Origin of the sequence: Nissabacter sp. SGAir0207, from assembly GCF_005491205.1 — a bacterium.
Taxonomy (GTDB): domain Bacteria; phylum Pseudomonadota; class Gammaproteobacteria; order Enterobacterales; family Enterobacteriaceae; genus Chimaeribacter.
Genome location: NZ_CP028035.1, coordinates 1,454,793 through 1,476,801, shown reverse-complemented (window position 1 = coordinate 1,476,801; position 22,009 = coordinate 1,454,793). Strand labels below are relative to the sequence as shown.

The following is a 22,009-nucleotide window of genomic DNA, read 5'->3' as shown; positions in this document are numbered from 1 at the left end:
TAAGGAAAAACGCATGTTCAATTTTGATTACTACAACCCGACCCGCATCCTGTTTGGCACCCAACGCATCGCTGACGCCGGTCAGCACATCCCGCCGGAGGCGCGGGTGCTGATCACCTATGGCGGCGGCAGCGCCAAAAAGCATGGCACACTGGAGGAGGCGCGGCTGGCGCTCGGCGGCCGCGAGGTGTATGAGTTCGGCGGCATTGAGCCAAACCCCCACCTTGACACCCTGATGCGGGCGGTGGAGCTGGTGCGTGAGAAGGAGATCACCTTCCTGCTGGCGGTTGGCGGCGGCTCGGTGGTGGATGGCACCAAGTTCATCGCCGCGGCGGCGCACTACCAAGGCGATGTCTGGGAGATGTGGTCGAAACGCCAGCCGCCGCAGCAGGTGCTGCCGCTCGGCTGCATCATGACCCTGCCAGCCACCGGCTCGGAGATGAACCCCACGGCGGTGGTGACCCACACCGGCCTGGGCGCCAAGGTGGGCTACAGCCACCCGGCGCTCTACCCGCGTTTTGCCATCCTCGACCCGCGCAAATCCTACACCCTGCCGCCGCGCCAGGTGGCGAACGGCGTGGTGGACGCCTTCGTGCACGTGATTGAGCAGTACCTCACCTACCCGGTCTACGCCAAGGTGCAGGATCGCTTTGCCGAGGGGCTGCTGCTGACGCTGATTGAGGAGGGGCCGAAGGCGCTCACCGACCACGAAAATTATGACGTCCGCGCCACCGTCACCTGGTCGGCGACGCTGGCGCTGAATGGGCTGATTGGCGTCGGCGTGCCGCAGGATTGGGCGACGCACCGCATCGGCCACCAGCTCACCGCGCTCTACGACCTCGACCACGCCCAGACGCTGGCGGTGCTGCTGCCCTCACTGCTGCACGTGCAGCGCGACACCAAGCGGCTGAAGCTGTTGCAGTACGCGGCGCGCGTCTGGGGTGTGACGGAGGGCGACGAGCAGGCGCGCATCACCCGCGCGATTGACCTGACCCGCGACTTCTTCGAGGAGATGGGCGTGAAGAGCCGCCTCAGCGCCTACGGCCTGCCGGAAACCTGCATCGACGAGGTGCTGGCGAACCTGCGCCGCTTCAACCTGCTGCCGCAGGGCGAGCATCAGGACATCGACGAGGTGAAGGCGCGCCGCATCCTGAGCCTGAGTTACTGACCCACCACGGCGGGGTGCACGCCGCACCTCGCCGCTGCCACCCAGCCGTTTTTCATCCCTCTGTGCTGTGACGCCGCTTTTTTGTGGCGGGCGGTTGCATGATAAAACCTGATGGCGTAACACTCCTCTGGTTTCCTCCATAAACCCAGAGGGCACCACCATGAGACTGCAAGGCAAAACGGCGTTGATCACCGGCGGCAACAGTGGCATTGGGCTGGCGACCGCCAAACTGTTTGTTGAACAGGGGGCGAAAGTGGCGATTACCGGGCGCAACCCGGAGACGTTGGCACAGGCGGCGGCCGCGCTGGGGCCAGACGCCCTGGCACTGAGCGCCGACGCGCAGGACGCGGATGCACTGGCGCAGGCGCTGGAGACCATCGCCAGCCAGTTTGGCGGGCTGGACATCGTATTTGCCAACGCCGGTATCGCCGCGCCGACGCCGCTGGGCAGCACCACGCCAGCCGACTTCGAGACGATCCTGCGAACCAACGTCACCGGGGTGTTCCTGACGGTGCAGGCGGCGCTGCCCCACCTGCGCGACGGCGGCTCCATCATTTTGAATGGCTCGGTGCACACCACGCTGGGGGCACCGGGCTTCAGCGCCTACGCGGCCTCTAAGGGGGCGGTGCGCGCCATGACGCGGGTACTGGCCGCCGAGCTGGCTCCGCGCCGCATCCGCGTCAATCAGGTGACGCCGGGGGCGACGCGTACCCCCATCTGGCCCAGCGAGGCCGAGGCGATGGCGCGGCTGGAGGCGGGCATTGTGGCGCAAACGCCGCTGGCGCGGATGGGCGAGGCGTGGGATCTGGCGCAGGCGGCGCTCTATCTGGCCTCTGATGACGCCGCCTATGTCACGGCGCAGGAGCTGGTGGTGGATGGCGGCCTGACCGGCGCCCCGGCGGGCGCGCCGGGGGCGCGGCAGGGCTAGTCAATCACCACCAGCGGCGTCGGGCTGAGGGCATAGCTGAAGGCGTCAAGGATGTCCGCCGCAATCACCCGCTGGGTGGAGAGCGGCGGCAGGTCATCTGGCGCGAACAGCCCGACCTCCAGCGTCTCGCCGCTGGCGCGGTAGGGGGTGGCATCCACGCGGCGGCAGAGGAAAAACAGCTTGTAGTAGTCGAGGATATCCTGCGTGTAGGGGTGCTTCGCCTTGTGGCGGATGCCGTAGAGCGACTGCACCTCCACCGTCACCCCTGCCTCCTCGCGCACCTCTTTCACCACGTTCTCCCGTGGCGACAGCCCCACCTCAGCGAAGCCGCCCGGCAGCGTCCACAGCCCATCCAGCCGCTCGCGCACCAGCACAATTTTGCCCTGTTCAATGATCGCCGCACGCACATCCACCTTGGGCGTGGTGTAGCCGCGCCCGCTGTCGGCGTAGATGCCCTCAATGCGATTGATCGGCACGTCCGTGATCTCCGCCAGCATGGTGCGGGCGATCTCCGCGATCTCCTGATAGCGCTCGCGGTCAAACTCATCGCGGCAGTAGTGCAACCCAGTGGAGGCGATGGCGTGCAGCTTCTTGGCCTGGCGCAACCAATTATTTTCATGGGAAACGGTCATGGCATACTCCTTATGGCGGGGGAAAGCCCTGATAACAGCATGGAAACCCCGCTGGCTCAAACGCTTTTTTTTCCACCGGCCCCTCCATCCCCGCCCTTCGCATAAACAGAACTCATGCGATGCGCCGCTTCGCCGGGCAGCGGCAAACCGGGCTGCTACGCTTTCCCGAGGAGCCGTGCAACCCAGGATTTCTCTCTGCTACCCCGTGAGGCGTCGTCATGGCCGATCCCATCATCAGCGACATCTTTAAGTTCGTGGCAGTGCGCCCAGCTGACCTGATCACCCCGCCGCGCAGCGCCCGGCACTTTATTGATGACGCCCGCACCCGCACCGACGAGGGGCAGCGCCATTTAAAGGTGCTGGCGCGCACGCTCGCCTCGCCGCAGAGGGCGCGGGAGTTCCTGCAACAGGCCGATCGGGCGACGCTGGTGCCACTGGAGGAGGGGCGCGACCGGCTGCTGGCCGACTACCGGGCGCAACCGGCCAGCGACCCACTGCCCAGTTTCGAGCAGGCGGGCGGCGCGGAGGAGCTGCTGGGCGGCCAGAAGCCGGAGGCGCTCGCCGGACAGGCCTTTGACCTGATCTATGCCGCCTGGCTGGCTGGCGCGGACACCGGCCGCCAGATGGCGACGCCCACCGCCGCGCTGCAACTGCTGCACTTTTTGCAGCGCTATCAGGCGCAACAACTGCCGGACGTGCAGGCGGCACGGGAGGCGCTGCTGGCGCGGCCACTGATCTACGCCGGGCTGCATGAGTTCATCACCCCACCGCCCACCGCCGCCGCCCCGCCCACCGCGCCGTCACCGCTGTCACAGGAGAAAACGCGGCTGCGCCCGCTGTTTGAGGAGTACGCCACCACCCGCCGCCTGCTGGCCGCCACGCGCGCAGACATTCCGCGCAAACCGCTGGCCGCGCAGCAAACGGGCCAGAGTGCCAGCCAGCAACTGAGGCTCTCTAATCTGGTGCGTTTTGGCGAGGCGATGGCCGAACAGCCACCGACGGCGACGCGTGCCCTGCTTGGCAAGCTGTCGCTTAATGATGAGAGCAGCCTGCCGCAGGCCAACCGGGTGTTGCAACAGCACCTCACCGGCCTGACCCAGCAGGTACTCGCCAATCAGGGACAGGCGGTGCGCGATCTGGTGGGCGAGTATGGCTTCACCGAGATCGGCACGCTGATCCCCGGCCTCACGCCGCCGGTGGTTGAGTTCCCGGCGCAGGAGACGGCGGCGGACGTTGATATGTCCGGCCGGTTGCGGCCGCTGGGCATCGGCGATCTGATTGTGGTGAAGCAGCAGCTGGTGGCCTACCAGCCCGGCGAGGTGGCACATATTGAGAACGTGTTGCAGGGCGAGTTTCGCGAACGCAGCCACCGGATGCTGGATCGCAGCGAAACCATCCTGTTCCAGTCCGAGGAGGACAATCAGGAGGCGGAGCGCGACACCCAATCCACCGACCGCTTTGAGCTAAAAAAGGAGGCGGAGAAGAGCCTCAACGAAGAGATGAATGTCAGCGCCGGGGTGACGGTCAGCAGCGGCTTCGGGCCAGTGAAGATCACCGCCAAAGGCGACTTCGCCTACAAAACGGCCAGCGAGGAGTCCAACAAGAACAGCAGCACCTTCGCCCATGAGGTGGTGGATCGCGCCATCAGCAAGGTGCAAAAACGGGTGAAGAGCGAACGCACCGACAAGACCTTCCATGAAGTAGAGGAGATCAACAAGCACGGCATCGACAACAAAGCGGGCGACGGCAACATCACCGGCGTCTACCGCTGGGTGGACAAGAAGTACCACGCCCAGCTCTACAACTACGGCAAGCGGCTGATGCTGGAGTTCATCGTGCCGGAACCGGCCGCCTACTACCGCGCCTCGCAGCAGAAACGGGCGATTGCCGGGCTGTCGCCGCCCACGCCGTTCCGCGATCTGGCGGGCAACGAGTTGACGCCAGCGGACATCACCGAGGACAACTACCACATCTTCGCTGGCCGCTATAGCGCCAGCGTCGAGCCACCGCCGCCGGTGTGGGCCTACATCTCCGCCACGCTGGAGCAGAGCGGCATTGTCGATGGCGTCACGCTCTCCAAATCCTCCAAAGAGCTGATTGTGCCGGATGGCTACGTGTTGCAGATGTTCACCGTACAGGGTGCGCTGCTGTGGCACAACTTTCCCCAATTCACCTTCCAACTGGGCGAGTGGAGCTGGCACTGGCTGGACAACAGCCACGCGATGCGCAGCGCGCAGGCCACCAGCGGCTTTGTGCCGGTCGATTTCCTGAACCTGACCGATGAGCCACTGGCACCCAAGGGCACGCTGGTGATCAGCATCGCTGGCTATGATGTGAATGCTTATGCAATTAACGTTGCCGCCAACTGCCTGCGCACCCCGGCCAAATACCAGACATGGCAGGCCACCGCCTTCGACAAGATCCGCACCGCCTGGCAGGCGTTGCAGACCGCCTACGAGCAGAAGGTGGCACAGGCGGAGGCGCAGGCCGCCGCGGTGGTGATTGAGGGGCGCAACCCGGCCGCTAACCGCGAGATTGAAAAAGGGGAGCTGAAAAAACTCTGCATCACTATGCTCACCGGCCAGCACTATAACCAGTTCAACGCCATGACCCGCCCCACCGACATCCCCGCCCAGCTGCCAGAGCTAAAACCGCTGGAGGCGCTGGCGGAGGGGCGCTACATCCAGTTCTTTGAGCAGGCGTTTGAGTGGACGCAGATGACCTACCTCTTCTATCCCTACTTCTGGGCGCGCAAGGCCAACTGGCTTGAGTTGAGCAACCTCACCGACAACGACCCGCTGTTCGCCCACTTCCTGCAATCTGGCGCGGCGCGGGTGGTGGTGCCGGTGCCGCTGGAGTACAGCGAGGCGGTGCTCTACTTCCTGCAAAAAAACCTGCCGGGCCAGACGGTGGAGAGCAAGCTGTGGGGCGGCGGCCAACCGCCGACGCTGGATGACCCGGAGTTCAAATCCATCGCCTATGAGATCCGCCTCCAGACCGATGACCTCTACGGCGCAACGCCGCTGGAGCCGAAGGCCGCCCACAGCTGGGATTTCACCCTGCCCACCACGCTGGTGTGGCTGCAATCAGACAGCAGCCTGCCCACCTACCCGGTGACGCTGTAAGGAGCGCGGCATGAGCGAGATCCCGGATGACGGGCGCAATCTGGACGGCCCGGCCTTTGACGCCCTGTGCGGCGGGTTCGCCAAGCCGGTGCCACGCGGTTCGTCGGTGCCGACCATTGCCCAGGCCTACGCCAGCGCCCTCTACCGCGAGAATTTGCGGCAGCGCTACGCCATCAGCGAGGTCTTTTTTGAGACCGAATACCAGTGGATCGGCACCGGCGACCCGTTGCTGGATCTGGCGCTTAAACACATCGTCCCGGAGATGCGCAACTACTATGCGCGCACCAAGGCCAACCGCGAGAAGATTGCCAAATCTGCCGCGCCCGGCGACCTGAAACAGGGCAACCCGCTGCGGCCGGATGTGCTGGGGCTGGCGCTGGACGTGCCACGGCGCACCATCGTCTGCGAACTGCTGGAGATCACCACCTTCAAGGAGGCGGAGAAGTGTATCAAGGAGGATCTGCAACCCAAGCTCGCCATTTTGCGCGGGCCGGTGAAGACCCTGCTGGAGGAGACGCTGCTGCGCAAGAACCAGCTTGGCGCCTTCCCGCGCACTTTTCAGGCCGACGGCTCACCGTGGATCATCCCGCCGCCGCTGATTATCGTGCCGCTGTTCCCGCAGGCGGGCAGCGCCACTGCCGCCACCCGCTACCGCTGGATCTGTTTTGGCAGCACCTACCAGTACCGGCCGATGCCCTTCTTTGGCGCGGTCAACGAGCCGCCGGAGATGCCAGCGCGCGGCCTGATTCTCTACACCTATCATGAGGCACCGATCGAGGGGGCGCAGGTGCCCTCGGAGGTGTTCATCAAGATGCGGCAGTGGCTGGAGCAGCGCAAGCGCGCCTATGCCCGGCTGGAGTTGCTGCCGGTGCAGGAGTATACCCAGTACTGGCAGCAGAACCGCAGTGACCTGAAGCAGCTGCTCGGCTATCTGGCGGCGGGGGTCGCGGTGGTGGCGGTGGTGGCGCTGGCGATCTATCTGGCGCCGCTGATTGCTGGCTCCGCCGCCGCGCTGCTCAGCGAACTGGCGGTGGCCGCCAGCGCCGAGGCAATGATCGCCCAGGGCACGGCGGTGGCCGCCGCGCTCTCCACCTTCCTGCCGCAGATCATGCGCACCGCCCAAACCGCGGTGGGCAGTGCCGCCAACCTCGGCGGCCTGACCCTGTCACCGGGCTTTTGACGGCGCATAAAACAGAACGGGCGGCCAGTTGGCCGCCCGTCCGGGAGAGTCTGCACGTCCGATTAGCTGGAGAGGTGCTGCTCTTCGTGCGCCTGCTTCTCGGCATTGATCTCATGCGCGCGTTTACGTAGGCCAGCCCAGCCCAGCGCCATCAGGATCCCGATGACCGGCAGGGTCGCCACGGTGTAGGTGCCGTTCGGGTAGTCGAACGCCATCAGCACCAGCACGCCCAGCAGGAACGCCAGCGTCAGCCAGGAGGTAAAGGGCGCGCCCGGCATCTTGAAGGAGACATCCTCGACGTGGCCCTTCTTCACTTCACTGCGGAAGCGCATCTGGCAGACGATGATGAAGCCCCAGGAGCTGAGGATGCCCAGCGACGCCACGTTCAGCACGATCTCAAACACCTGCGTCGGCACGTAGTAGTTGAGCACCACGCCCACCACATAGACACAGGCGGTGATCAGGATGCCGACGTACGGCACCTGCTGGCTGCTCATCTTCGACATGATCTTCGGCGCGGAGCCACCCTGCGACAGCGAGCGCAGGATACGGCCGGTGGAGTAGAGGCCGGAGTTCAGGCTGGAGAGCGCCGCGGTCAGTACCACGATGTTCATCACGCTGCCGATGTAAGGCACGCCCAGCTTGCTGAAGAAGGTGACGAACGGGCTTTGGCCCGCCTGATAGGCGTTCCACGGCAGCAGGCAGACCAGCAGCACGATGGAGCCAACGTAGAACAGCGCGATACGCCAGATAACGCTGTTGATCGCCTTCGGCAGCACGCTCTTCGGATCCTTGGTCTCGCCAGCGGCGGTGCCGACCAGCTCCACGGCGGCGAAGGCGAACACCACGCCCTGCACCAGCACCAGCGCGGGCAGCAGGCCATGCGGGAACAGCCCGCCATTGTCCGAGATCAAATGCAGGCCGGTGGTGTTGCCATCCAGCGGCTTGCCGGTACCGAGGAAGATGGTGCCGACAATCAGGAACAGCGCAATCGCCGCCACCTTGATCAGCGCGAACCAGAACTCCATCTCGGCGAACCACTTCACGCCAATCATGTTCATGGTGACCACAATCGCCAGCGCGCCCAGTGCGAACATCCACTGCGGCACATCGGCAAACGCGCCCCAATAGTGCATGTAGAGCGCCACGGCGGTGATGTCCACGATGCCGGTCATCGCCCAGTTGAGGAAGTACATCCAGCCCGCGACAAACGAGGCTTTCTCACCCAAAAACTCACGGGCATAGGAGACGAAGCTGCCGCTGGTCGGGCGGTGCATCACCAGCTCACCCAGCGCGCGCAGGATGAAGAAGGAGAACAAGCCACAGACTGCGTAGACCAGCGCCAGTGATGGCCCGGCCATCTGCAGGCGTGCGCCAGCACCCAAAAACAGCCCGGTGCCGATGGAGCCGCCAATGGCGATCATCTGTACCTGGCGGTTGCCCATGCCCTTGTGGTAGCCGTCCTCGTGAGAGTCCAGCCAGCGGCGCTTGGCGGCATGGCGCGTACTCTCGGATTTCTTATGTGATTTCATTGATATCCTAATTTCCTGTCTGCCAGCGCTCTCCCCTGCCAGGCAACCGTTTGCCAACGACAGGTGGGCAAGCGCCCGATCTCTACTCTTTTGTTGTGTTGCCGTCGCGATGACGCGGTAATACGGCGGTGAATCCTACCTGTTCTCGCGGTGAGAGGCAAAAAATCCTCATTCATAAATCGTGATTATTTATGTGATGCCACATATTCATATAATTAGAGTTGCAAGTGCGGGAGAAGTGCGGGAAGCCTCCCGCACTTTGTCTGGCAAAACAGGGACTTTGTGCCATGCTTAGAGATAAGCATAACAAGCGTCGGGCCGTGCCAGACGCAGACCAAGGAGAGCACCCGATGAAAAAGATGACCATTGCTGCGCTATTGGCCCTGATGACCCTGCCGGCATTTGCCGAAGACAATGGCGGCTTTAAGGCCGAAGGCACTGCCCCGCCGCAGGAGAAGCATGATAGCGGCCTGCGTGGCACCGAGGATGCGCGTGGCGCGACCATTGAGCTGGCGCGCACCATGCACGAGGACGCGTGGGTGACGCTGGAGGGCTACATCACCAAGGAGTCCGGCACCAACCAGTACCACTTCCGCGACAAGACCGGCACCATCAACATCCAGGTTGATGAGAAGCGCTGGAACGGCGACGAAGTGACGCCGGAAGATCTGGTGATGATCAGTGGCCGGGTGAAACACAAAGGCAACAGCACGATGGTGGCCGTGGAGCACCTGGAGAAGCAGTAACCTCCTGACCGGGGGGCGTCCGCCCCCCACGTTGCTGGCTAGCGGAACACGCTCAGCGCCTGCCCCAACCTTGCTACCTGCTGCTTCATCCGCGCCGAGGAGATGGCACTCTCCTGCACCTGCTGCGCGTTCTGCTGGGTGATGCGCTCCAGCTCCTTCACCGCCCGGCCCACCTCATCCAGCCCGGTGCCCTGCTCCGCCGTCGCGGCGCTGATGCGTGCGATAAGCGCGGTGACGTTGCTCACCTGGCTGACGATATCCTCCATGGTGTCACCGGCGTCATTCACCTGGCGCGAGCCTGACTGCACCTTGCCGACGCTGGCGTCAATCAGCGTCTTGATCTCGCTGGCGGCGGTGGCGCTGCGCTGCGCCAGATTGCGCACCTCGCCAGCCACCACGGCAAAGCCCTTGCCCTGCTCGCCAGCGCGCGCCGCCTCGACTGCCGCGTTGAGCGCCAGAATGTTGGTCTGGAAAGCGATGCTGTCAATCACGCCGGTGATGGTGCCGATCTTCTTCGAACTCTCAGCGATCTCCTCCATCATGCGCACGATCTCGCTCATCGAATCACCGCCCCGCTCCGCCGCGGCGCTGGCCGAACTGGAGAGCTGGTTGGCCTCGCCAGCGGTGGCGGTGTTGCTGCGCACCGTGGCGGTCATCTGGTGCATGGTGGCGGAGGTCTGCTCGACGTTGGCGGCGGTCTGGTCGGTGCGGCGGCTCAACTCCTCATTGCCCTCGGCCAGCACATCGCTGGCGTGGCGCACCGTCTGCACCTGATGGCTGACATCATCCACCAGCCAGCGGAACATCACACCGAGCTGGCCGATGGCGCGCAGCGTCATGCCAATCTCATCCACCCGATCCAGATGATCCACGCGGTAGTTCGCGCCGGTCGCCACGTCAATCGCCTGTTGGCACACCCGCGCCATCGGCCGGGCGATCTGCGCCTCCAGCCAGGCGCTCACCAGCGCCAGCAGCAGCGCCATCACCCCGGCAAAGCCAAGCAGCCCGACGCCGCCCAGCCCCAGTGCCCCGGCACCCAACAGGCTCAGTGGCCAGAGCGCCAGCAGCGGCGAGCGGATGCGCCAGCGCAGCGGCATTACCTTCAGGGCGGAGCGCCAGCGGCCAAGGCCGGTCACCAGCATCACGCCTTTGTGCATCCGCCGGTTTTTCAGCGTGCCCTCGCGCATTGCCCGGTAGCGTGCGTCGGCCTCGCGCACCTCCTCCGGCGTCGGCTTGATGCGCACCGACATGTAGCCCAGCAGCCGGCCATTGCGAATCACCGGGTTGACGTTGGCGCGCACCCAATAGTGATCGCCACACTTGCGGCGGTTCTTCACCAGCCCGGTCCACGGCTCGCCCTGTTGCAGCGTTGCCCACATGTCAGCGAACGCCTCCGGCGGCATGTCCGGGTGGCGCACCAGATTGTGCGGCTCGCCGGTCAGCTCCTCGGCCTCAAAGCCGCTGATGCTGATAAAGGCATCGTTGGCATAGAGGATCCGGCTGTGGGTATCGGTGGTGGACATTAAGGTCGCATTGTCCGGGAAGGGGTAGTCGCGTTGGGTAACGGGCTGGTTATGACGCATGGGAACTCCTGTTCGCTGTTTCGGGGCAGTGGCCCCGATTCCGTCAAAAATAAACAACCTGTTTTCGGCAGCGGACAGTAAAACTTTAGGGCGGGCGGGCGGCGATAAAAAAAGGGAGCCAGTGGCTCCCTCTCTCTATCAGCCCTGCGTAGTGGGCAGCGCGTAAGCCATGATGGCGTCGCCGGGTTCGGTGCCAAGGCCGCCGTGGCCCCCAGCGGCGATCACCACGTACTGACGGCCATCCTTGCCACGGTAGGTCATCGGCGTGGCCTGCCCACCGGCTGGCAGGCGCGTCTCCCACAGCACCTTGCCGCTCGCCTCATCAAAGGCGCGCAGGTAGTTGTCTGCCGTCGCCCCCATGAAGATCAGCCCACTGCCGGTGACGATGTTGCCGCCCATCGAGAAGATGCCGGTCGGCAGCGGCGCGTTGGTGTGGGTGCCGAAGACGTTCATGTCGCGGGTGGTGCCGACCGGACGCTCCCAGGCAATCTGACGGGTTTTCAGGTCAATCGCCACCAGCTTGCCCCACGGCGGCGCGCTGCATGGTGCGCGCAGCGCGGTCAGCCACGGCTTGACCACCGCCGTATAGGGGGTGCCGTACTGCGGGCCAACGGCAAACTCCTTCGGCTTCGGATAGGGCTGCTTGCTCTGCCAGCCAGCCCACGGTTTCATCAGCCCCTGCTTGATCGCCTCCTCGCTGTGCATCAATTCCATGGTGAACGGGATGTAGCTGGTGTTGGCGATCAGCAGGTGGTGCACCGGGTCAATCGACGCGCCATACCAGTCCAGCACGCCATCAAAGGCCGGATAGGCGATGCTGGTGCCGAGCGCTGGCGGGGTGTATTGCCCCTGATAGCGGTAGCTGCGGAACTGCACGCGGCAGATCAGCTGATCAATCGGCGTTGCGCCCCACATGTCACGCTCGGTGATATCCGGCGGTGCCAGCGAAGGCATCCCGGTTGAGTAGGGTTGGGTAGTGGAGAGGCGCTCACCCGGCAGCGACGGCGAGGTCGGCACCGGTTTCTCCTCCACCTTCGCCAGCGGCTTGCCGGTGCGGCGATCCAGCATAAACAGCTGGCCCATCTTGGTGGTCTGCACCAGTGCCGGGATGGTCTGGCCATCCGGGCCGGGCAGGTCAACCAGCGATGGCCCAATCGGCACGTCGAAGTCCCAGACGTCATGGTGCACGGTCTGGAAGTGCCAGCGCTCCTGCCCGCTGTCAACGTCCAGCGCCACCAGCGAACTGGAGTAGCGGTCGTCGAACGGCCGACGGTTCGCGCCATAGTAGTCCGGCGTGGCGTTGCCGAGCGGGATGTAGATCAGCCCCAGCGCCGGGTCGGCGGTGTAGGTGCCCCAGCCGTTTGGCGTGCCGCGCGTGTACTCTTCGCCCGGCTGCAACGGCGCGGTCGGGTTCTGCTTGCCGAGATCCCAGGCCCACGCCAGTTTGCCGCTGCGCGGATCGTAGGCGCGCACTACGCCCGACGGCTCACCCTGCGCCTGATTGTCATAGATCCAGCCGCCCAGCACGATGCGGTCATGCATCACCATCGGCTGCGAGGTGATGAAGTGGAAGCCCGGTGGCACCGGCCCCATCTGGTCGGTCAGGCTGACGTAGCCCTGCTGGCCGAAGGAGGCGCAGGGCTTGCCGCTGTCGGCATCCAGCGCCACCAGACGCGCGTCGCTGGTGGTGGTGAGGATGCGGCGCGGGCAGTCACCTGGCTGCGGCGCGCCGTTGGCCGGGGCGCTGGCCGCTGGCGTGGCGTAGTAGGCCACACCACGGCAGGCCAGATAGGAGTTGGCACTGGTATCGGCGTGCGGATTGAAGCGCCACAGCTCCTTGCCGCTGGTGTCATCAAGCGCGATCACCTCACGGTGCGGCGTACAGATATAGAGGCGGTCACCGACGTGGATCGGCGTCACCTCATCATTGAACTCACGCCCGGCACTGGCCTCGCCCTCGCGCGGCAGGTCGCCGGTGTGGAACGCCCACGCCGGTTGCAGCTTACTGACGTTGGCGGGCGTGATCTGCGCCAGCGGCGAGTAGCGATCGCCGGCCGGCGTGCGGCCATAGTAGCGCCACTCGCTCTGCTCCTGCGCGTCGCTGGCGGGCGGCGGCGTCAGGGTGAGCGATTCCGGGTGCACGAAGCGGGTGTCACTGATGTGCCAGCCGCCCCAGAAGATACCCGCGACCGCCAGCAGGTAGACCGCCGCGCTGCCCCACGCCTGCCCACGGCCGCCCTGTAGCGGGCGAGTGATCCACGGCATACAGCACCAGAGGCCGAGCAGCGCCGGGGCAAACAGCCGCGGCATCAGCCGCCAGCCATCCAGCCCCACCTCAGAGATCGCCCAAGCGATGCTGGCGACAAACACCAGCAGGTAGAGCCACAGCCCGGCGCGGCGGCGGCGCACCACCAGCACGCCGCTGGCGATGAGCGCCAGCCCGGCAATCACGTAGTACCAGGTACCGCCCAGCCAGGCGAGCCAGCCGCCGGGCAGCAGGTACGCCAGGCCAAGCAGGGTAATGACCGCCCCGGTGAGGGCAGGAAAGGTAAACCATCTGCGAAACATAGATCCATCCCTTATGGTGTGTCCCGCCGGTCATGGCCGGCGGGTTATTGTTTACTTCTCTTTGTGCGGCAACACTTCATTGATTAACTGGCGGGCGGTGTCCGCGATCACCTGCCCTGCCCCCCGGTCACCCTTGATCAGCGACGAGGTGAAGGACTTCGCCTGTTGCAGCGTGATGTGCGGCGGCAGCGGCGCGATTTCCGGGTCGGTTTTCACCTCCAGCACCACCGGGCGGTCAGAGCTGAGCGCCTCGGCCCACGCGGGCTGGAGCGACTCCGGCTCATCGACAAAAATGCCCTTCAGGCCGAGCAGGTTGGCGAACTGGGCGTAGGGCACATCCGGCAGCGACTGGCTGGCCGGGTAGCGCGGGTTGCCCTCCATCACCCGCTGCTCCCAGGTGACCTGATTGAGATCCTGATTATTGAACACGCAGATGATCAGGCAGGGGTTGGCCCAGCGGCGCCAGTACTTCTGGATGGTGATCAGCTCCGCCATATTGTTCATCTGCATCGCGCCATCGCCCACCAGCGCCACCACCGGGCGATCCGGGTGGGCGAACTTGGCGGCGATGGCATAGGGCACGGCCGCGCCCATCGACGCCAGCCCACCGGAGAGCGAGGCGCGCTGCCCGGCCTTCACCTGATAGTCCCGCGCGAACCAGTTGGCACAGGAGCCGGAGTCCGAGGTGATGATGGCGTTGTTCGGCAGCAGCGGCGACATCTCCCACACCACGCGCTGCGGGTTGACCGGCTTGGCCTCGGCCATCGCCCGATCCTTGAGCGTCTCGCGCCACTCCTCCATCTGCTTGGTCAGGCCATCCTGCCAGCGGCGATCCTGCTTGTGCTTCAGCAGCGGCAGCAGCGCGCGCAGGGTGGCGGCCGCGTCGCCGTGCAGGTTGACATCGACCGGGTAGCGCAGGCCGAGCATTCCTGGATCAATGTCAATCTGCACCGCACGCGCCTGCCCATCCTTCGGCAGGAACTCGCCCCACGGGAAGCCGGTGCCGATCATCAGCAGGGTGTCGCACTCCGCCATCATGTCAGAGGAAGGCTTGGTGCCGAGCAGGCCGATGGAGCCGGTGACGAACGGCAGGTCATCCGGCAGCACATCCTTGCCGAGCAGCGCCTTCGCCACCCCGGCACCGAGCGCCTCTGCCGTCATGATCACCTCATCCGCCGCCCCGCGCGCGCCCGCGCCGATCAGCATCGCCACCTTGCGCCCCTCGTTGAGCAGATCCGCCGCCTGTTGCAGGTCAATCTGGTGCGGCACCACGTCCGGGCGACGGTAACCCGCGCCGGATCGGGTAAAGCCGTGCGCCTGTTTCGGCTCCTCCCACGGCTCATCCTGCACATCTTTCGGCAGCACCAGCGCGGTGACGCCATTGCCCGCCACGGCGATGCGCACGCCACGGTCTATCAGATGGCGCACCTGCGCCGGGGCCGCCGCCTCCTGCACGAAGTCCGCCACGTCCATGAACATGCGGTCGAGGTTAATCTCCTGCTGGTAGTGCGCGCCGCGCGCCGTGCTTTCCGCCTGTCCGATGATCGCCAGCACCGGCACGTGGTCTTGCTTGGCGTCATACAGCCCGGTGATCATGTGGGTCGCGCCCGGCCCGCCGGTGGAGAGGCAGACGCCCAGCTCGCCGGTGAACTTGGCGTGGGCAGTCGCCATAAAGGCGGCCATCTCCTCATGTCGCACCTGAATGAACTCGATCCCCTCCCCCTTTTTCTCGGCACGCTGCAACGCCCCCAGCACGCCATTGATGCCATCGCCGGGGTAACCATAGATACGCGTCACGCCCCACGCCTTCAGCCGCTCCACAATAAAATCGCTTGTCAGTTTCGCCATCGTCGCTCCTCCTCTGCTGGCCACTCCACCGGGCCGTAGCCCATTGATGAGCCTTAAACATAGTGTATTTAACGCCAGCCTGCGTCGCGGCCCGGCCGAAGGTCACCTGCGGAATGCGTAAGGGAGTGTGTCTAAACACACCATGACAATGGGCAGAAAAACTGTGGTAGGTTGAGGAAAACAGCCATCATGGAGAGACAGAATGATCCCTACCTTGCGTATCGCCCGGCCAGTCAGCGACCTGGCGCAGAGCCGCGCACTCTACCAGCATGGCCTTGGGCTGGCGCTGCTGGGCGAGTTTCGTGACCATGAGGGCTTCAGCGGCGTGATGCTCGGCTACCCTGGCGCGGCCTGGCATCTGGAGTTTACCCACTGCCAGCACCATCCGGTGATACCGGGGCCGGGCGCGGAGGATCTGCTGGTGCTCTATGTGCCTGACGCCACCGAGTGGCAGGCGCGCTGCGCTGCCATGATGCAAGCAGGCTTCCAGCCGGTGGCGGCATTCAACCCTTACTGGGACGCCGCCGGGCGCACCTACCTCGACCCGGACGGCTATCGCACAGTGATCCAGCAGCGGCCCTGGCCGCCAGCCTGAGCGTTATTCACTCCCCTATAGCATCTCCGGCCGAAATAACCCGCGGCGGCTGATTACCTTACCGGCGACCATAAATACCCCGTCGCCGGTGTAGTGCAGGGTCTCCGGGTGTTTGGGGGTCGGGGCGACGTGCGCTTGCACAATCTCAAACACAAAGAAGCTGTAGCGTTTGACCAGCGCGTCCTCTACCAACCGGCACTCGAAGCTGGCGTGGCACTCGTCAATCAGCGGTGCGCCCACCTGCGTGGCGGGCCGGGCGGTGAGGTGGAAGTGGTCGAACTTATCCAGATCCGCGCCGCTGGTGTTGCCGATGCCGACCACGGTGTCGGTCAGCGCGGTGGTCGGCAGGTTGATCACGCACTCGCGGCTATGGCGGATCAGGTCGTGGCTGTGGTTGCCGCTGGCGATCATGCAGCCCACCAGCGACGGCGTGAAGGCCAGGATGGTGTGCCAGCCCAGCGTCATGATGTTGCGTTCGCCCTGCCAGCAGGAGGAGATCAGCACAATCGGCCCCGGCTCCAGGTAACGGCGCGCCTCACTCACCGGAAAGGCCGCTTTATGGGGATGGCGTGGCATCACAGGTTCCTTCAATACGCGGCCCGCCGCCGCCCCTTAGGCTTAGCCGAAAACCGCCGTGGCTGCAAAGTGCGGCCGGGCATTTCCCTTTCCGCCAACCGCAACCATAATTAACCCTCCTTTCCCCGCCAATGAATCAACAGGATGGCCTATGCAAAGTCTTGATCTGTCGGTCGCACGCCAGGCGCAGGCGTGGATCGGCCACCAGCCGGTGTGGTTGTGCACCGTGCTCGCCACCTTCGGCTCCTCGCCACGCTCGCCCGGCGCGCTGCTGGCCGCCACCGCCGATGGCCGCTACAGCGGCTCGCTCTCCGGCGGCTGCGTGGAGGAGGACTTCATCGCCCGGCTGCGCGCCGGTGAGTTCCGCCAGCCCAGCCAGGTGGTGCGCTACGGCGACGGCGGCCTGACGCCCAACCGCGCGCTGCCGTGCGGCGGGGTGCTGGATATTTTGATTGAGTACCTGCCGTGCAACGCCGACAGCGCCCACTATCTGGGGCAGCTTGCCACCGCGCTGGCTGGCCACGGCGCGCTGACCAAATCCCTGCGCCTGCCGGGTGCCTGCCATGCCCTCACCCTGAGCGACCAGCCGCCGGCCACCGGCGTGGCGCGTGACGGCGACCTGCTGACGCTGCATATCGCCGCCGCGCCACGGCTGATTGTCGCTGGCCTGTCGCCGGTGGCGCTCTACTGCGCCGGTTTTGCGGTGGCGCTGGGGTTCGAGACGGTGGTGTGCGAGCCGCGTGAGGAGGAGCTGGAAAACCTCGCGCCGCAGCTGCCGGAGGGGGTGCTGCTGGAGCGGCGTTTCCCGGCGAAATTTATTGAACAGGGTGGCTGCCACGCCCAGACGGCGGTGGTGGCGCTGACCCACGATCCCCGGCTGGATGACCTGACGCTGATGGAGGCGGTACAGACCGAGGCGTTCTATATCGGCGCGATGGGATCGATGAAAAACAGCCGCAACCGGCGCGAGCGGCTGCAACGCATCGCCGGGCTGACCGAGCAGGAGCTGGCGCGGGTACATGCGCCGATTGGGTTGGATATTGGCAGCAAGACGCCAGCCGAGATTGCGCTGGCGGTGATGGCCGACGTGGTGGCGCACAAGAACCGCCACGTCGGCCTGGGGGGTTAGAGCAGTTTGTCGAGGGTGATCGGCAGGTCACGTACCCGCTTGCCGGTGGCGTGGAACACAGCATTGCTGATCGCCGCTGCCACGCCGACAATCCCCACCTCGCCGATGGTCTTGCCGCCCAGCGCGCTCGCCAGCGGATCTGGCTCACCGACGTTAATGGTCTGGATCTCCGGGATGTCCGCGTTGACCGCCACCAGATAGTCAGCCAGGTTGGCGTTGAGGATGCGCCCGTCGCGCGGGTCAACCATTCCCTCCTCCAGCAGCGCCTGACCAATGCCCATCACGATGCCGCCGATCCACTGGCTCTCCGCCAGCGTCGGGTTGTAGAGCCGACCGCAGTCGAAGGCGCTCACCACCCGCCGCACGCGCACGGTGCCGAAATCCTCATCCACCGCCACCTCGACAAAGTGGGCGCACCAGCTGTGGGCGGAGACGCCATTCACATCGGTCGCCCCCTTCATCAGGGTGGCCGTACGGTCGGCGGTGTCACGATCCTGCTCGGTGGCGTCCGGTTCGAAGGTGTCCTGATGCACCACCAGCTCATCGTGGTTCGCCAGCGCCAGCAGGGTGCCGAAGCTGAGGGTACGCCCGTCGGCGTGCAGCCCACCGGCCGCCAGCGTTACTGCCTCCGGCGGCTGGCCCTGCAACGGCGAGTTGGGCGTGGTGACCGCCAGGTTCACCAGCATCTCCCGTACCTTCAGCGCGGTTTTGTGCACCGCGCCGGTCAGCAGGTTCGCCAGTTGCGAGCCACCGGCCACCGGCGCGCGCGGCAGGCGGGTGTCGCCCAGCTCCACCTTGATATCTGAGGAGGGCACCTGCAACACCTCGGCGGCGGTCTGCGCCAAGATGGTGTAGGTGCCGGTGCCGATATCCGCACCGCTGCTCTGCACCGTCAGCTGCCCGTGGCGGTCAACGATGATGCGCGCCTCGCCCGGCGTGCGGTGCACCGGGTAGGTGCCCGCCGCCATGCCCCAGCCCACCAGCTCGCGCCCACGGCGCATGGAACGCGGTGCCGGGTCACGCTGCGCCCAGCCGAAGGCCTCGGCCCCGGCCTGATAGGCCTCGCGCAGGCGGCGGCTGCTCCACGGCAGCTTCTCCTGCGGGTCTTGATCGGCCCAGTTGCGCAGCCGCAACTCCAGCGGATCCATCGCCAGCGCGTGCGCCAGCTCATCCATCGCCGTCTCCAGCGCATAGGTGCTGGGGTTCTCGCCCGGCGCGCGCATCCAGCCGGGGTTGACGGTGTGCACCCGCACCAGCCGGTGGCGCGAGAAGACGTTGTCGCAGGCGTACATCAGCGGCGTCACCGAGTTGCTCGGCTCTTGGTGGGTATCCTCGATCGACGTCTCGTTCCAGCCATCATGGACAATCGCCAGCAGCTTGCCGTCGTGGTCAGCGCCCAGTGACAGCGCCTGATGGGTACGCGGCCGCCCGCCGTAGCCGGTGAAGGTCTGCGGCCGGGTCAGCACCACCTTCACCGGGCGGTGCAGCAGGCGGGTGGCGAGGCAGGCCAGCGCCACATGGCCGTGCGGCGTGGCCTTGCAGCCGAACCCGCCGCCGACGTAGGGCGAGATCACCCGCACCCGCTCCACCTCCAGCCCGAACCACTCGGCGATGGTGTTGCGCTCGCCGCCGACCCACTGGCTCGGCTCCCAGACCGTCAGGATCTCATCCTGCCACTGGGCGATGCAGCCATGCAGCTCAATCGGCGAGTTGTACTCGCGCGGCGTGGTGTAGACGCCGTGTACCCGCACCGGCGCGGCCGCCATCGCCTGATGCGCCTGTCCCCACTCGACGTCCAGCGCCTCCACCGGCTCCGGCCGCGCCTGCGGGTCATCCGGGTCAATCAGCGCTGGCTCTGGCGCGTACTCGGCCCGCACCAGCGCGGCGGCCTCGGTGGCCTGCTCCAGCGTCTCCGCCACCACCAGCGCGATGTGCTGGCCGTTCCAGCGCACCACCTCGCTCTGCAACGGCACATATTTAGAAGCCGCCGAGCCGCCGCTGTTAAACGGCGTGCCGGGGTTGAGTTCCAGCTTGTCGAGGTGGGTCAGCACTGCCTGCACGCCGGGGGCCTGTTTCGCCTCCTCAATGTGCATGGCGGTGATGCGGCCATGCGGCACGGTGGCGTTCACCACCACACCGAACAGCAGATCCTCGGGCTGGTGCTCGAAGGCGTAGCGCGCCGCGCCCTGCACCTTCAGGTTGCCCTCCAGACGCGGGCGCTTCTCGCCCAGCGCCTCCAGCGGGCGGGCCGGTGTCTGGGTCGGGGCTGGCGGCGTCAGGGTCTCGCTGGCGGCAGCCGGCGGGGTCAGGGTCTCAGCGCCAGCTTCCAGCTCGCGGCGCGGTTGATCGGTATGGCTCATGCCAGGCCTCCAGCGGTCATCAGCGCGCGTGCGATAACGCGCGGGATCAGGGTGATTTTGTAGCCGTTGTGAGCGTGGGCAACCGCCCCCTGCGTGGCCAGCTCGGCGGCGCGGCGCAGCACCGCCTCCTCCAGCGGCTGGCCCTGCAACGCCTGCTCCACCTCACGGGCGCGCCACGGCACGGTCGCCACACCGCCGAGCGCGACACGCGCCTCGCGGATGGTGCGGCCATCCTCCGCCAGATCCAGCCCGACGGCGGCGCTGGCGGCGGCAAACTCGTAGGAGGCGCGGTCACGCACCTTCAGGTAGTGGGAGCGACGCAGGGCGGCGCTGGCCGGGATCTCAATCGCGGTGATCAGCTCGCCGGGCGACAGGTCATGCTCAATGTCCGGCCGATCGCCGGGCAGCCAGAAGAAGCTTGCGATCGGCACCTGGCGCACCGTGCCATCCACCGCGCGCAGGTGCAGCTCGGCGTCAAAGGCGGTCAGCGCCACCGCCAGATCGCCGGGATAGGTGGCGATGCAGTGGGCGCTGGTGCCGAGCACCGCATGGTTGCGGTTGACGCCATCCATCGCGGCACAGCCGGAGCCAGGCTGGCGCTTGTTGCAGGCGCTGTAGCCCTGCGGGTCACGGAAGTAGCTGCACCGGGTACGCTGCAACAGGTTGCCGCCCAGCGTCGCCATGTTGCGCAGTTGCGCCGAGGCGGCCAGCGACAGGCTGTCCGCCAGCGCCGGGGCGGCGTCACGCACCTGCGGGTGGTCAGCGACGTGGCTCATCTTCGCCAGTGCGCCCAGCAGCAGGTGGTCGTGGGTGATGTGGATGGCGTCCAGCCCCGGCAGGTGGCTGATATCCACCAGCCGCGCCGGGCGCTCCACCTCGCACTTCATCAGGTCAAGCTGGGTGGTACCGCCCGCCAAAAAACGCGTGTCGGGCTGGTCAGCTCCCTGTTGTGCGGCGTCAAGGTCGCTGGCGCGCTGGTAGTCAAATGCCCTCATGCCAGCCTCCCGTGGGTCAGGGTCTCGGCCGCCTCACGTACCGCGGCGACGATGTGGGTGTAGGCACCGCAGCGGCAGAGGTTGCCGCTCATGTATTCGCGGATCTCCTCGTCAGAGCCAGCGTGCCCCTCGCGGATACAGGCCACCGCCGACATGATCTGCCCCGGCGTACAGTAGCCGCACTGGAAGGCATCATGGGCCAAAAAGGCTTGCTGCACCGCATTCAGGGTGCCGTCCGGGGCGGCCAGCCCCTCGATGGTGGTGATCTCCTGCCCCTCCGCCTGAGCGGCCAGCGTCAGGCAGCTCAGCACCCGCTCGCCGTTGACATGAACGGTGCAGGCACCGCACTGCCCCTGATCGCACCCCTTTTTCGCGCCGGTCAGCCCGGCATATTCTCGCAGGGCGTCAAGCAGGGTGACGCGTGAGTCGAGGGTAAGGGCAATCTCCTCGCCGTTGATCCTGAGCCGTAAAGGCTGTTGCTGCGCCATGATGGCCTCCTGGTCAATACACAAAGGCGGCAGGCCGGGCCTGTCGCCAGTAAGGGTTTTTACCCCTATAAGTATTGCGGTAAATCGGCAGAGAGCCAGTCGGCACAGTATAAGCGGACGTTTCCTACCCGCCGGGGAGGCGATCCTTGCACTACAATCATAGATTTACCCCTGACAACGGAGTTTACCCATGGCACACCCTGACCAAAACCAGCGCCGCTACTACACCCTCTATCTGGCGGAAAACCATGTGTTGGCGCGCAACGGTGACCAGCACCTGATTGACCTCGGGCTGGTGGAGCAGGAGCCGGATGGCCTGCACTATCTGCTGGACGGCGACAAGACCGAGGGCCACGGCCTGCCCGACGCCAACGCGCTGCTGGCCGACGTGGAGCGCAAACTGACCTTCCTGTTTTTGGATGGGCAGTTCACCAGCCTGCCGGATCTGAGTGAAGAGCTGAATGAGTCGCTGGAGGGCGCGCCATCGCGCGAGATTGCGCTGGATGAGCTGGCCAGCGGTTTGGACGAGGCGTAAGGGTCAGGCGCGCTCTGCGCC

17 protein-coding genes are annotated in these 22,009 nt (G+C 65.8%); 8 read left to right on the top strand and 9 right to left on the bottom strand.

The genetic code is table 11. The features are described from left to right. Window positions 1–13: 13 nt before the first annotated feature. On the top strand, window positions 14–1,168 hold the full coding sequence (locus tag C1N62_RS06260; protein WP_137762818.1) for an iron-containing alcohol dehydrogenase: 1,155 nt from the start codon (window positions 14–16) through the stop codon (window positions 1,166–1,168). A 160-nt stretch (window positions 1,169–1,328) separates the two neighbouring features. Further along, window positions 1,329–2,096, top strand: coding sequence for an SDR family NAD(P)-dependent oxidoreductase (locus C1N62_RS06255; protein ID WP_137762817.1), 768 nt, complete (start codon window positions 1,329–1,331; stop codon window positions 2,094–2,096). Here the strand turns inward: C1N62_RS06255 and C1N62_RS06250 are convergent. Next, the gene (locus tag C1N62_RS06250) at window positions 2,093–2,728 is read right to left on the bottom strand and encodes an NUDIX hydrolase (protein ID WP_137762816.1); all 636 of its coding nucleotides are present in this window, start codon (window positions 2,726–2,728) and stop codon (window positions 2,093–2,095) included. The two genes, C1N62_RS06255 and C1N62_RS06250, sit on opposite strands and share 4 nt — an antisense overlap. A 218-nt stretch (window positions 2,729–2,946) precedes the next feature. On the opposite strand from C1N62_RS06250, the gene C1N62_RS06245 reads away from it, so the two are divergent. Continuing rightward, the gene (locus C1N62_RS06245; RefSeq protein ID WP_137762815.1) at window positions 2,947–5,853 is read left to right on the top strand and encodes a hypothetical protein; all 2,907 of its coding nucleotides are present in this window, start codon (window positions 2,947–2,949) and stop codon (window positions 5,851–5,853) included. A 10-nt stretch (window positions 5,854–5,863) separates the two neighbouring features. Beyond that, window positions 5,864–7,033, top strand: a complete 1,170-nt coding sequence (locus C1N62_RS06240; RefSeq protein ID WP_137762814.1) for a hypothetical protein — start codon at window positions 5,864–5,866, stop codon at window positions 7,031–7,033. Window positions 7,034–7,095: 62 nt separating this feature from the next. On the opposite strand, the gene ansP is transcribed toward C1N62_RS06240, so the two are convergent. After that, on the bottom strand, window positions 7,096–8,565 hold the full coding sequence (gene ansP / locus C1N62_RS06235) for an L-asparagine permease (RefSeq protein ID WP_137762813.1): 1,470 nt from the start codon (window positions 8,563–8,565) through the stop codon (window positions 7,096–7,098). A 350-nt stretch (window positions 8,566–8,915) separates the two neighbouring features. Here ansP and C1N62_RS06230 point away from each other — a divergent pair, with 350 nt between their 5' ends. Beyond that, window positions 8,916–9,311 carry a YgiW/YdeI family stress tolerance OB fold protein gene (locus C1N62_RS06230; protein WP_168195820.1) on the top strand — a complete coding sequence of 132 codons (396 nt, stop codon included), beginning with the start codon at window positions 8,916–8,918 and terminating at the stop codon, window positions 9,309–9,311. Between the two features lie 38 nt (window positions 9,312–9,349). On the opposite strand, the gene C1N62_RS06225 is transcribed toward C1N62_RS06230, so the two are convergent. The 3 genes from C1N62_RS06225 to C1N62_RS06215 form a co-directional block, all read right to left on the bottom strand. Continuing rightward, window positions 9,350–10,894: a PAS domain-containing methyl-accepting chemotaxis protein gene (locus C1N62_RS06225; RefSeq protein ID WP_137762811.1), complete on the bottom strand. Its 1,545-nt coding sequence runs from the start codon at window positions 10,892–10,894 to the stop codon at window positions 9,350–9,352. A gap of 138 nt (window positions 10,895–11,032) precedes the next feature. Then, window positions 11,033–13,462 (bottom strand): membrane-bound PQQ-dependent dehydrogenase, glucose/quinate/shikimate family, encoded by a 2,430-nt coding sequence (locus C1N62_RS06220; protein WP_137762810.1) that lies wholly within the window; start codon window positions 13,460–13,462, stop codon window positions 11,033–11,035. 51 nt (window positions 13,463–13,513) lie between these two features. Continuing rightward, a complete protein-coding gene (locus C1N62_RS06215; protein ID WP_137762809.1) occupies window positions 13,514–15,310 on the bottom strand; it encodes a thiamine pyrophosphate-requiring protein in 1,797 nt (598 codons plus the stop codon). 202 nt (window positions 15,311–15,512) lie between these two features. Between C1N62_RS06215 and C1N62_RS06210 the strand changes: the two genes are divergently transcribed. Next, a complete protein-coding gene (locus C1N62_RS06210; protein ID WP_137762808.1) occupies window positions 15,513–15,905 on the top strand; it encodes a VOC family protein in 393 nt (130 codons plus the stop codon). Window positions 15,906–15,920: 15 nt separating this feature from the next. Here the strand turns inward: C1N62_RS06210 and C1N62_RS06205 are convergent, their stop codons facing one another. After that, complete coding sequence (locus C1N62_RS06205; RefSeq protein WP_137762807.1) at window positions 15,921–16,481, bottom strand: flavin reductase family protein; 561 nt, start codon at window positions 16,479–16,481, stop codon at window positions 15,921–15,923. Window positions 16,482–16,632: 151 nt separating this feature from the next. Between C1N62_RS06205 and C1N62_RS06200 the strand changes: the two genes are divergently transcribed. Then, window positions 16,633–17,610 (top strand): XdhC family protein, encoded by a 978-nt coding sequence (locus C1N62_RS06200; protein WP_137762806.1) that lies wholly within the window; start codon window positions 16,633–16,635, stop codon window positions 17,608–17,610. Here the strand turns inward: C1N62_RS06200 and C1N62_RS06195 are convergent. The 3 genes from C1N62_RS06195 to C1N62_RS06185 are packed head-to-tail and all read right to left on the bottom strand — an operon-like array spanning window position 17,607 to window position 21,453. Then, entirely contained in the window at window positions 17,607–19,970 is a 2,364-nt protein-coding gene (locus tag C1N62_RS06195) for a xanthine dehydrogenase family protein molybdopterin-binding subunit (RefSeq protein WP_137762805.1), read from the bottom strand. The genes C1N62_RS06200 and C1N62_RS06195 overlap by 4 nt on opposite strands. Beyond that, window positions 19,967–20,965, bottom strand: coding sequence for a xanthine dehydrogenase family protein subunit M (locus C1N62_RS06190; protein ID WP_137762804.1), 999 nt, complete (start codon window positions 20,963–20,965; stop codon window positions 19,967–19,969). Before C1N62_RS06190 ends, C1N62_RS06195 begins: the two co-directional genes overlap by 4 nt. Beyond that, on the bottom strand, window positions 20,962–21,453 hold the full coding sequence (locus tag C1N62_RS06185; protein WP_137762803.1) for a (2Fe-2S)-binding protein: 492 nt from the start codon (window positions 21,451–21,453) through the stop codon (window positions 20,962–20,964). Before C1N62_RS06185 ends, C1N62_RS06190 begins: the two co-directional genes overlap by 4 nt. Before the next feature lie 190 nt (window positions 21,454–21,643). On the opposite strand from C1N62_RS06185, the gene C1N62_RS06180 reads away from it, so the two are divergent. Beyond that, on the top strand, window positions 21,644–21,988 hold the full coding sequence (locus tag C1N62_RS06180) for a hypothetical protein (protein ID WP_137762802.1): 345 nt from the start codon (window positions 21,644–21,646) through the stop codon (window positions 21,986–21,988). Window positions 21,989–22,009 lie beyond the last annotated feature (21 nt).

What these genes read in the sequence shown, in the direction of transcription:
- C1N62_RS06260 (WP_137762818.1), top strand. Translation starts at nt 14, where the DNA reads ATGTTCAATTTTGATTACTACAACCCGACCCGCATCCTGTTTGGCACC.
- C1N62_RS06255 (WP_137762817.1), top strand. Translation starts at nt 1,329, where the DNA reads ATGAGACTGCAAGGCAAAACGGCGTTGATCACCGGCGGCAACAGTGGC.
- C1N62_RS06250 (WP_137762816.1), bottom strand. Translation starts at nt 2,728, where the DNA reads ATGACCGTTTCCCATGAAAATAATTGGTTGCGCCAGGCCAAGAAGCTG.
- C1N62_RS06245 (WP_137762815.1), top strand. Translation starts at nt 2,947, where the DNA reads ATGGCCGATCCCATCATCAGCGACATCTTTAAGTTCGTGGCAGTGCGC.
- C1N62_RS06240 (WP_137762814.1), top strand. Translation starts at nt 5,864, where the DNA reads ATGAGCGAGATCCCGGATGACGGGCGCAATCTGGACGGCCCGGCCTTT.
- ansP (WP_137762813.1), bottom strand. Translation starts at nt 8,565, where the DNA reads ATGAAATCACATAAGAAATCCGAGAGTACGCGCCATGCCGCCAAGCGC.
- C1N62_RS06230 (WP_168195820.1), top strand. Translation starts at nt 8,916, where the DNA reads ATGAAAAAGATGACCATTGCTGCGCTATTGGCCCTGATGACCCTGCCG.
- C1N62_RS06225 (WP_137762811.1), bottom strand. Translation starts at nt 10,894, where the DNA reads ATGCGTCATAACCAGCCCGTTACCCAACGCGACTACCCCTTCCCGGAC.
- C1N62_RS06220 (WP_137762810.1), bottom strand. Translation starts at nt 13,462, where the DNA reads ATGTTTCGCAGATGGTTTACCTTTCCTGCCCTCACCGGGGCGGTCATT.
- C1N62_RS06215 (WP_137762809.1), bottom strand. Translation starts at nt 15,310, where the DNA reads ATGGCGAAACTGACAAGCGATTTTATTGTGGAGCGGCTGAAGGCGTGG.
- C1N62_RS06210 (WP_137762808.1), top strand. Translation starts at nt 15,513, where the DNA reads ATGATCCCTACCTTGCGTATCGCCCGGCCAGTCAGCGACCTGGCGCAG.
- C1N62_RS06205 (WP_137762807.1), bottom strand. Translation starts at nt 16,481, where the DNA reads ATGCCACGCCATCCCCATAAAGCGGCCTTTCCGGTGAGTGAGGCGCGC.
- C1N62_RS06200 (WP_137762806.1), top strand. Translation starts at nt 16,633, where the DNA reads ATGCAAAGTCTTGATCTGTCGGTCGCACGCCAGGCGCAGGCGTGGATC.
- C1N62_RS06195 (WP_137762805.1), bottom strand. Translation starts at nt 19,970, where the DNA reads ATGAGCCATACCGATCAACCGCGCCGCGAGCTGGAAGCTGGCGCTGAG.
- C1N62_RS06190 (WP_137762804.1), bottom strand. Translation starts at nt 20,965, where the DNA reads ATGAGGGCATTTGACTACCAGCGCGCCAGCGACCTTGACGCCGCACAA.
- C1N62_RS06185 (WP_137762803.1), bottom strand. Translation starts at nt 21,453, where the DNA reads ATGGCGCAGCAACAGCCTTTACGGCTCAGGATCAACGGCGAGGAGATT.
- C1N62_RS06180 (WP_137762802.1), top strand. Translation starts at nt 21,644, where the DNA reads ATGGCACACCCTGACCAAAACCAGCGCCGCTACTACACCCTCTATCTG.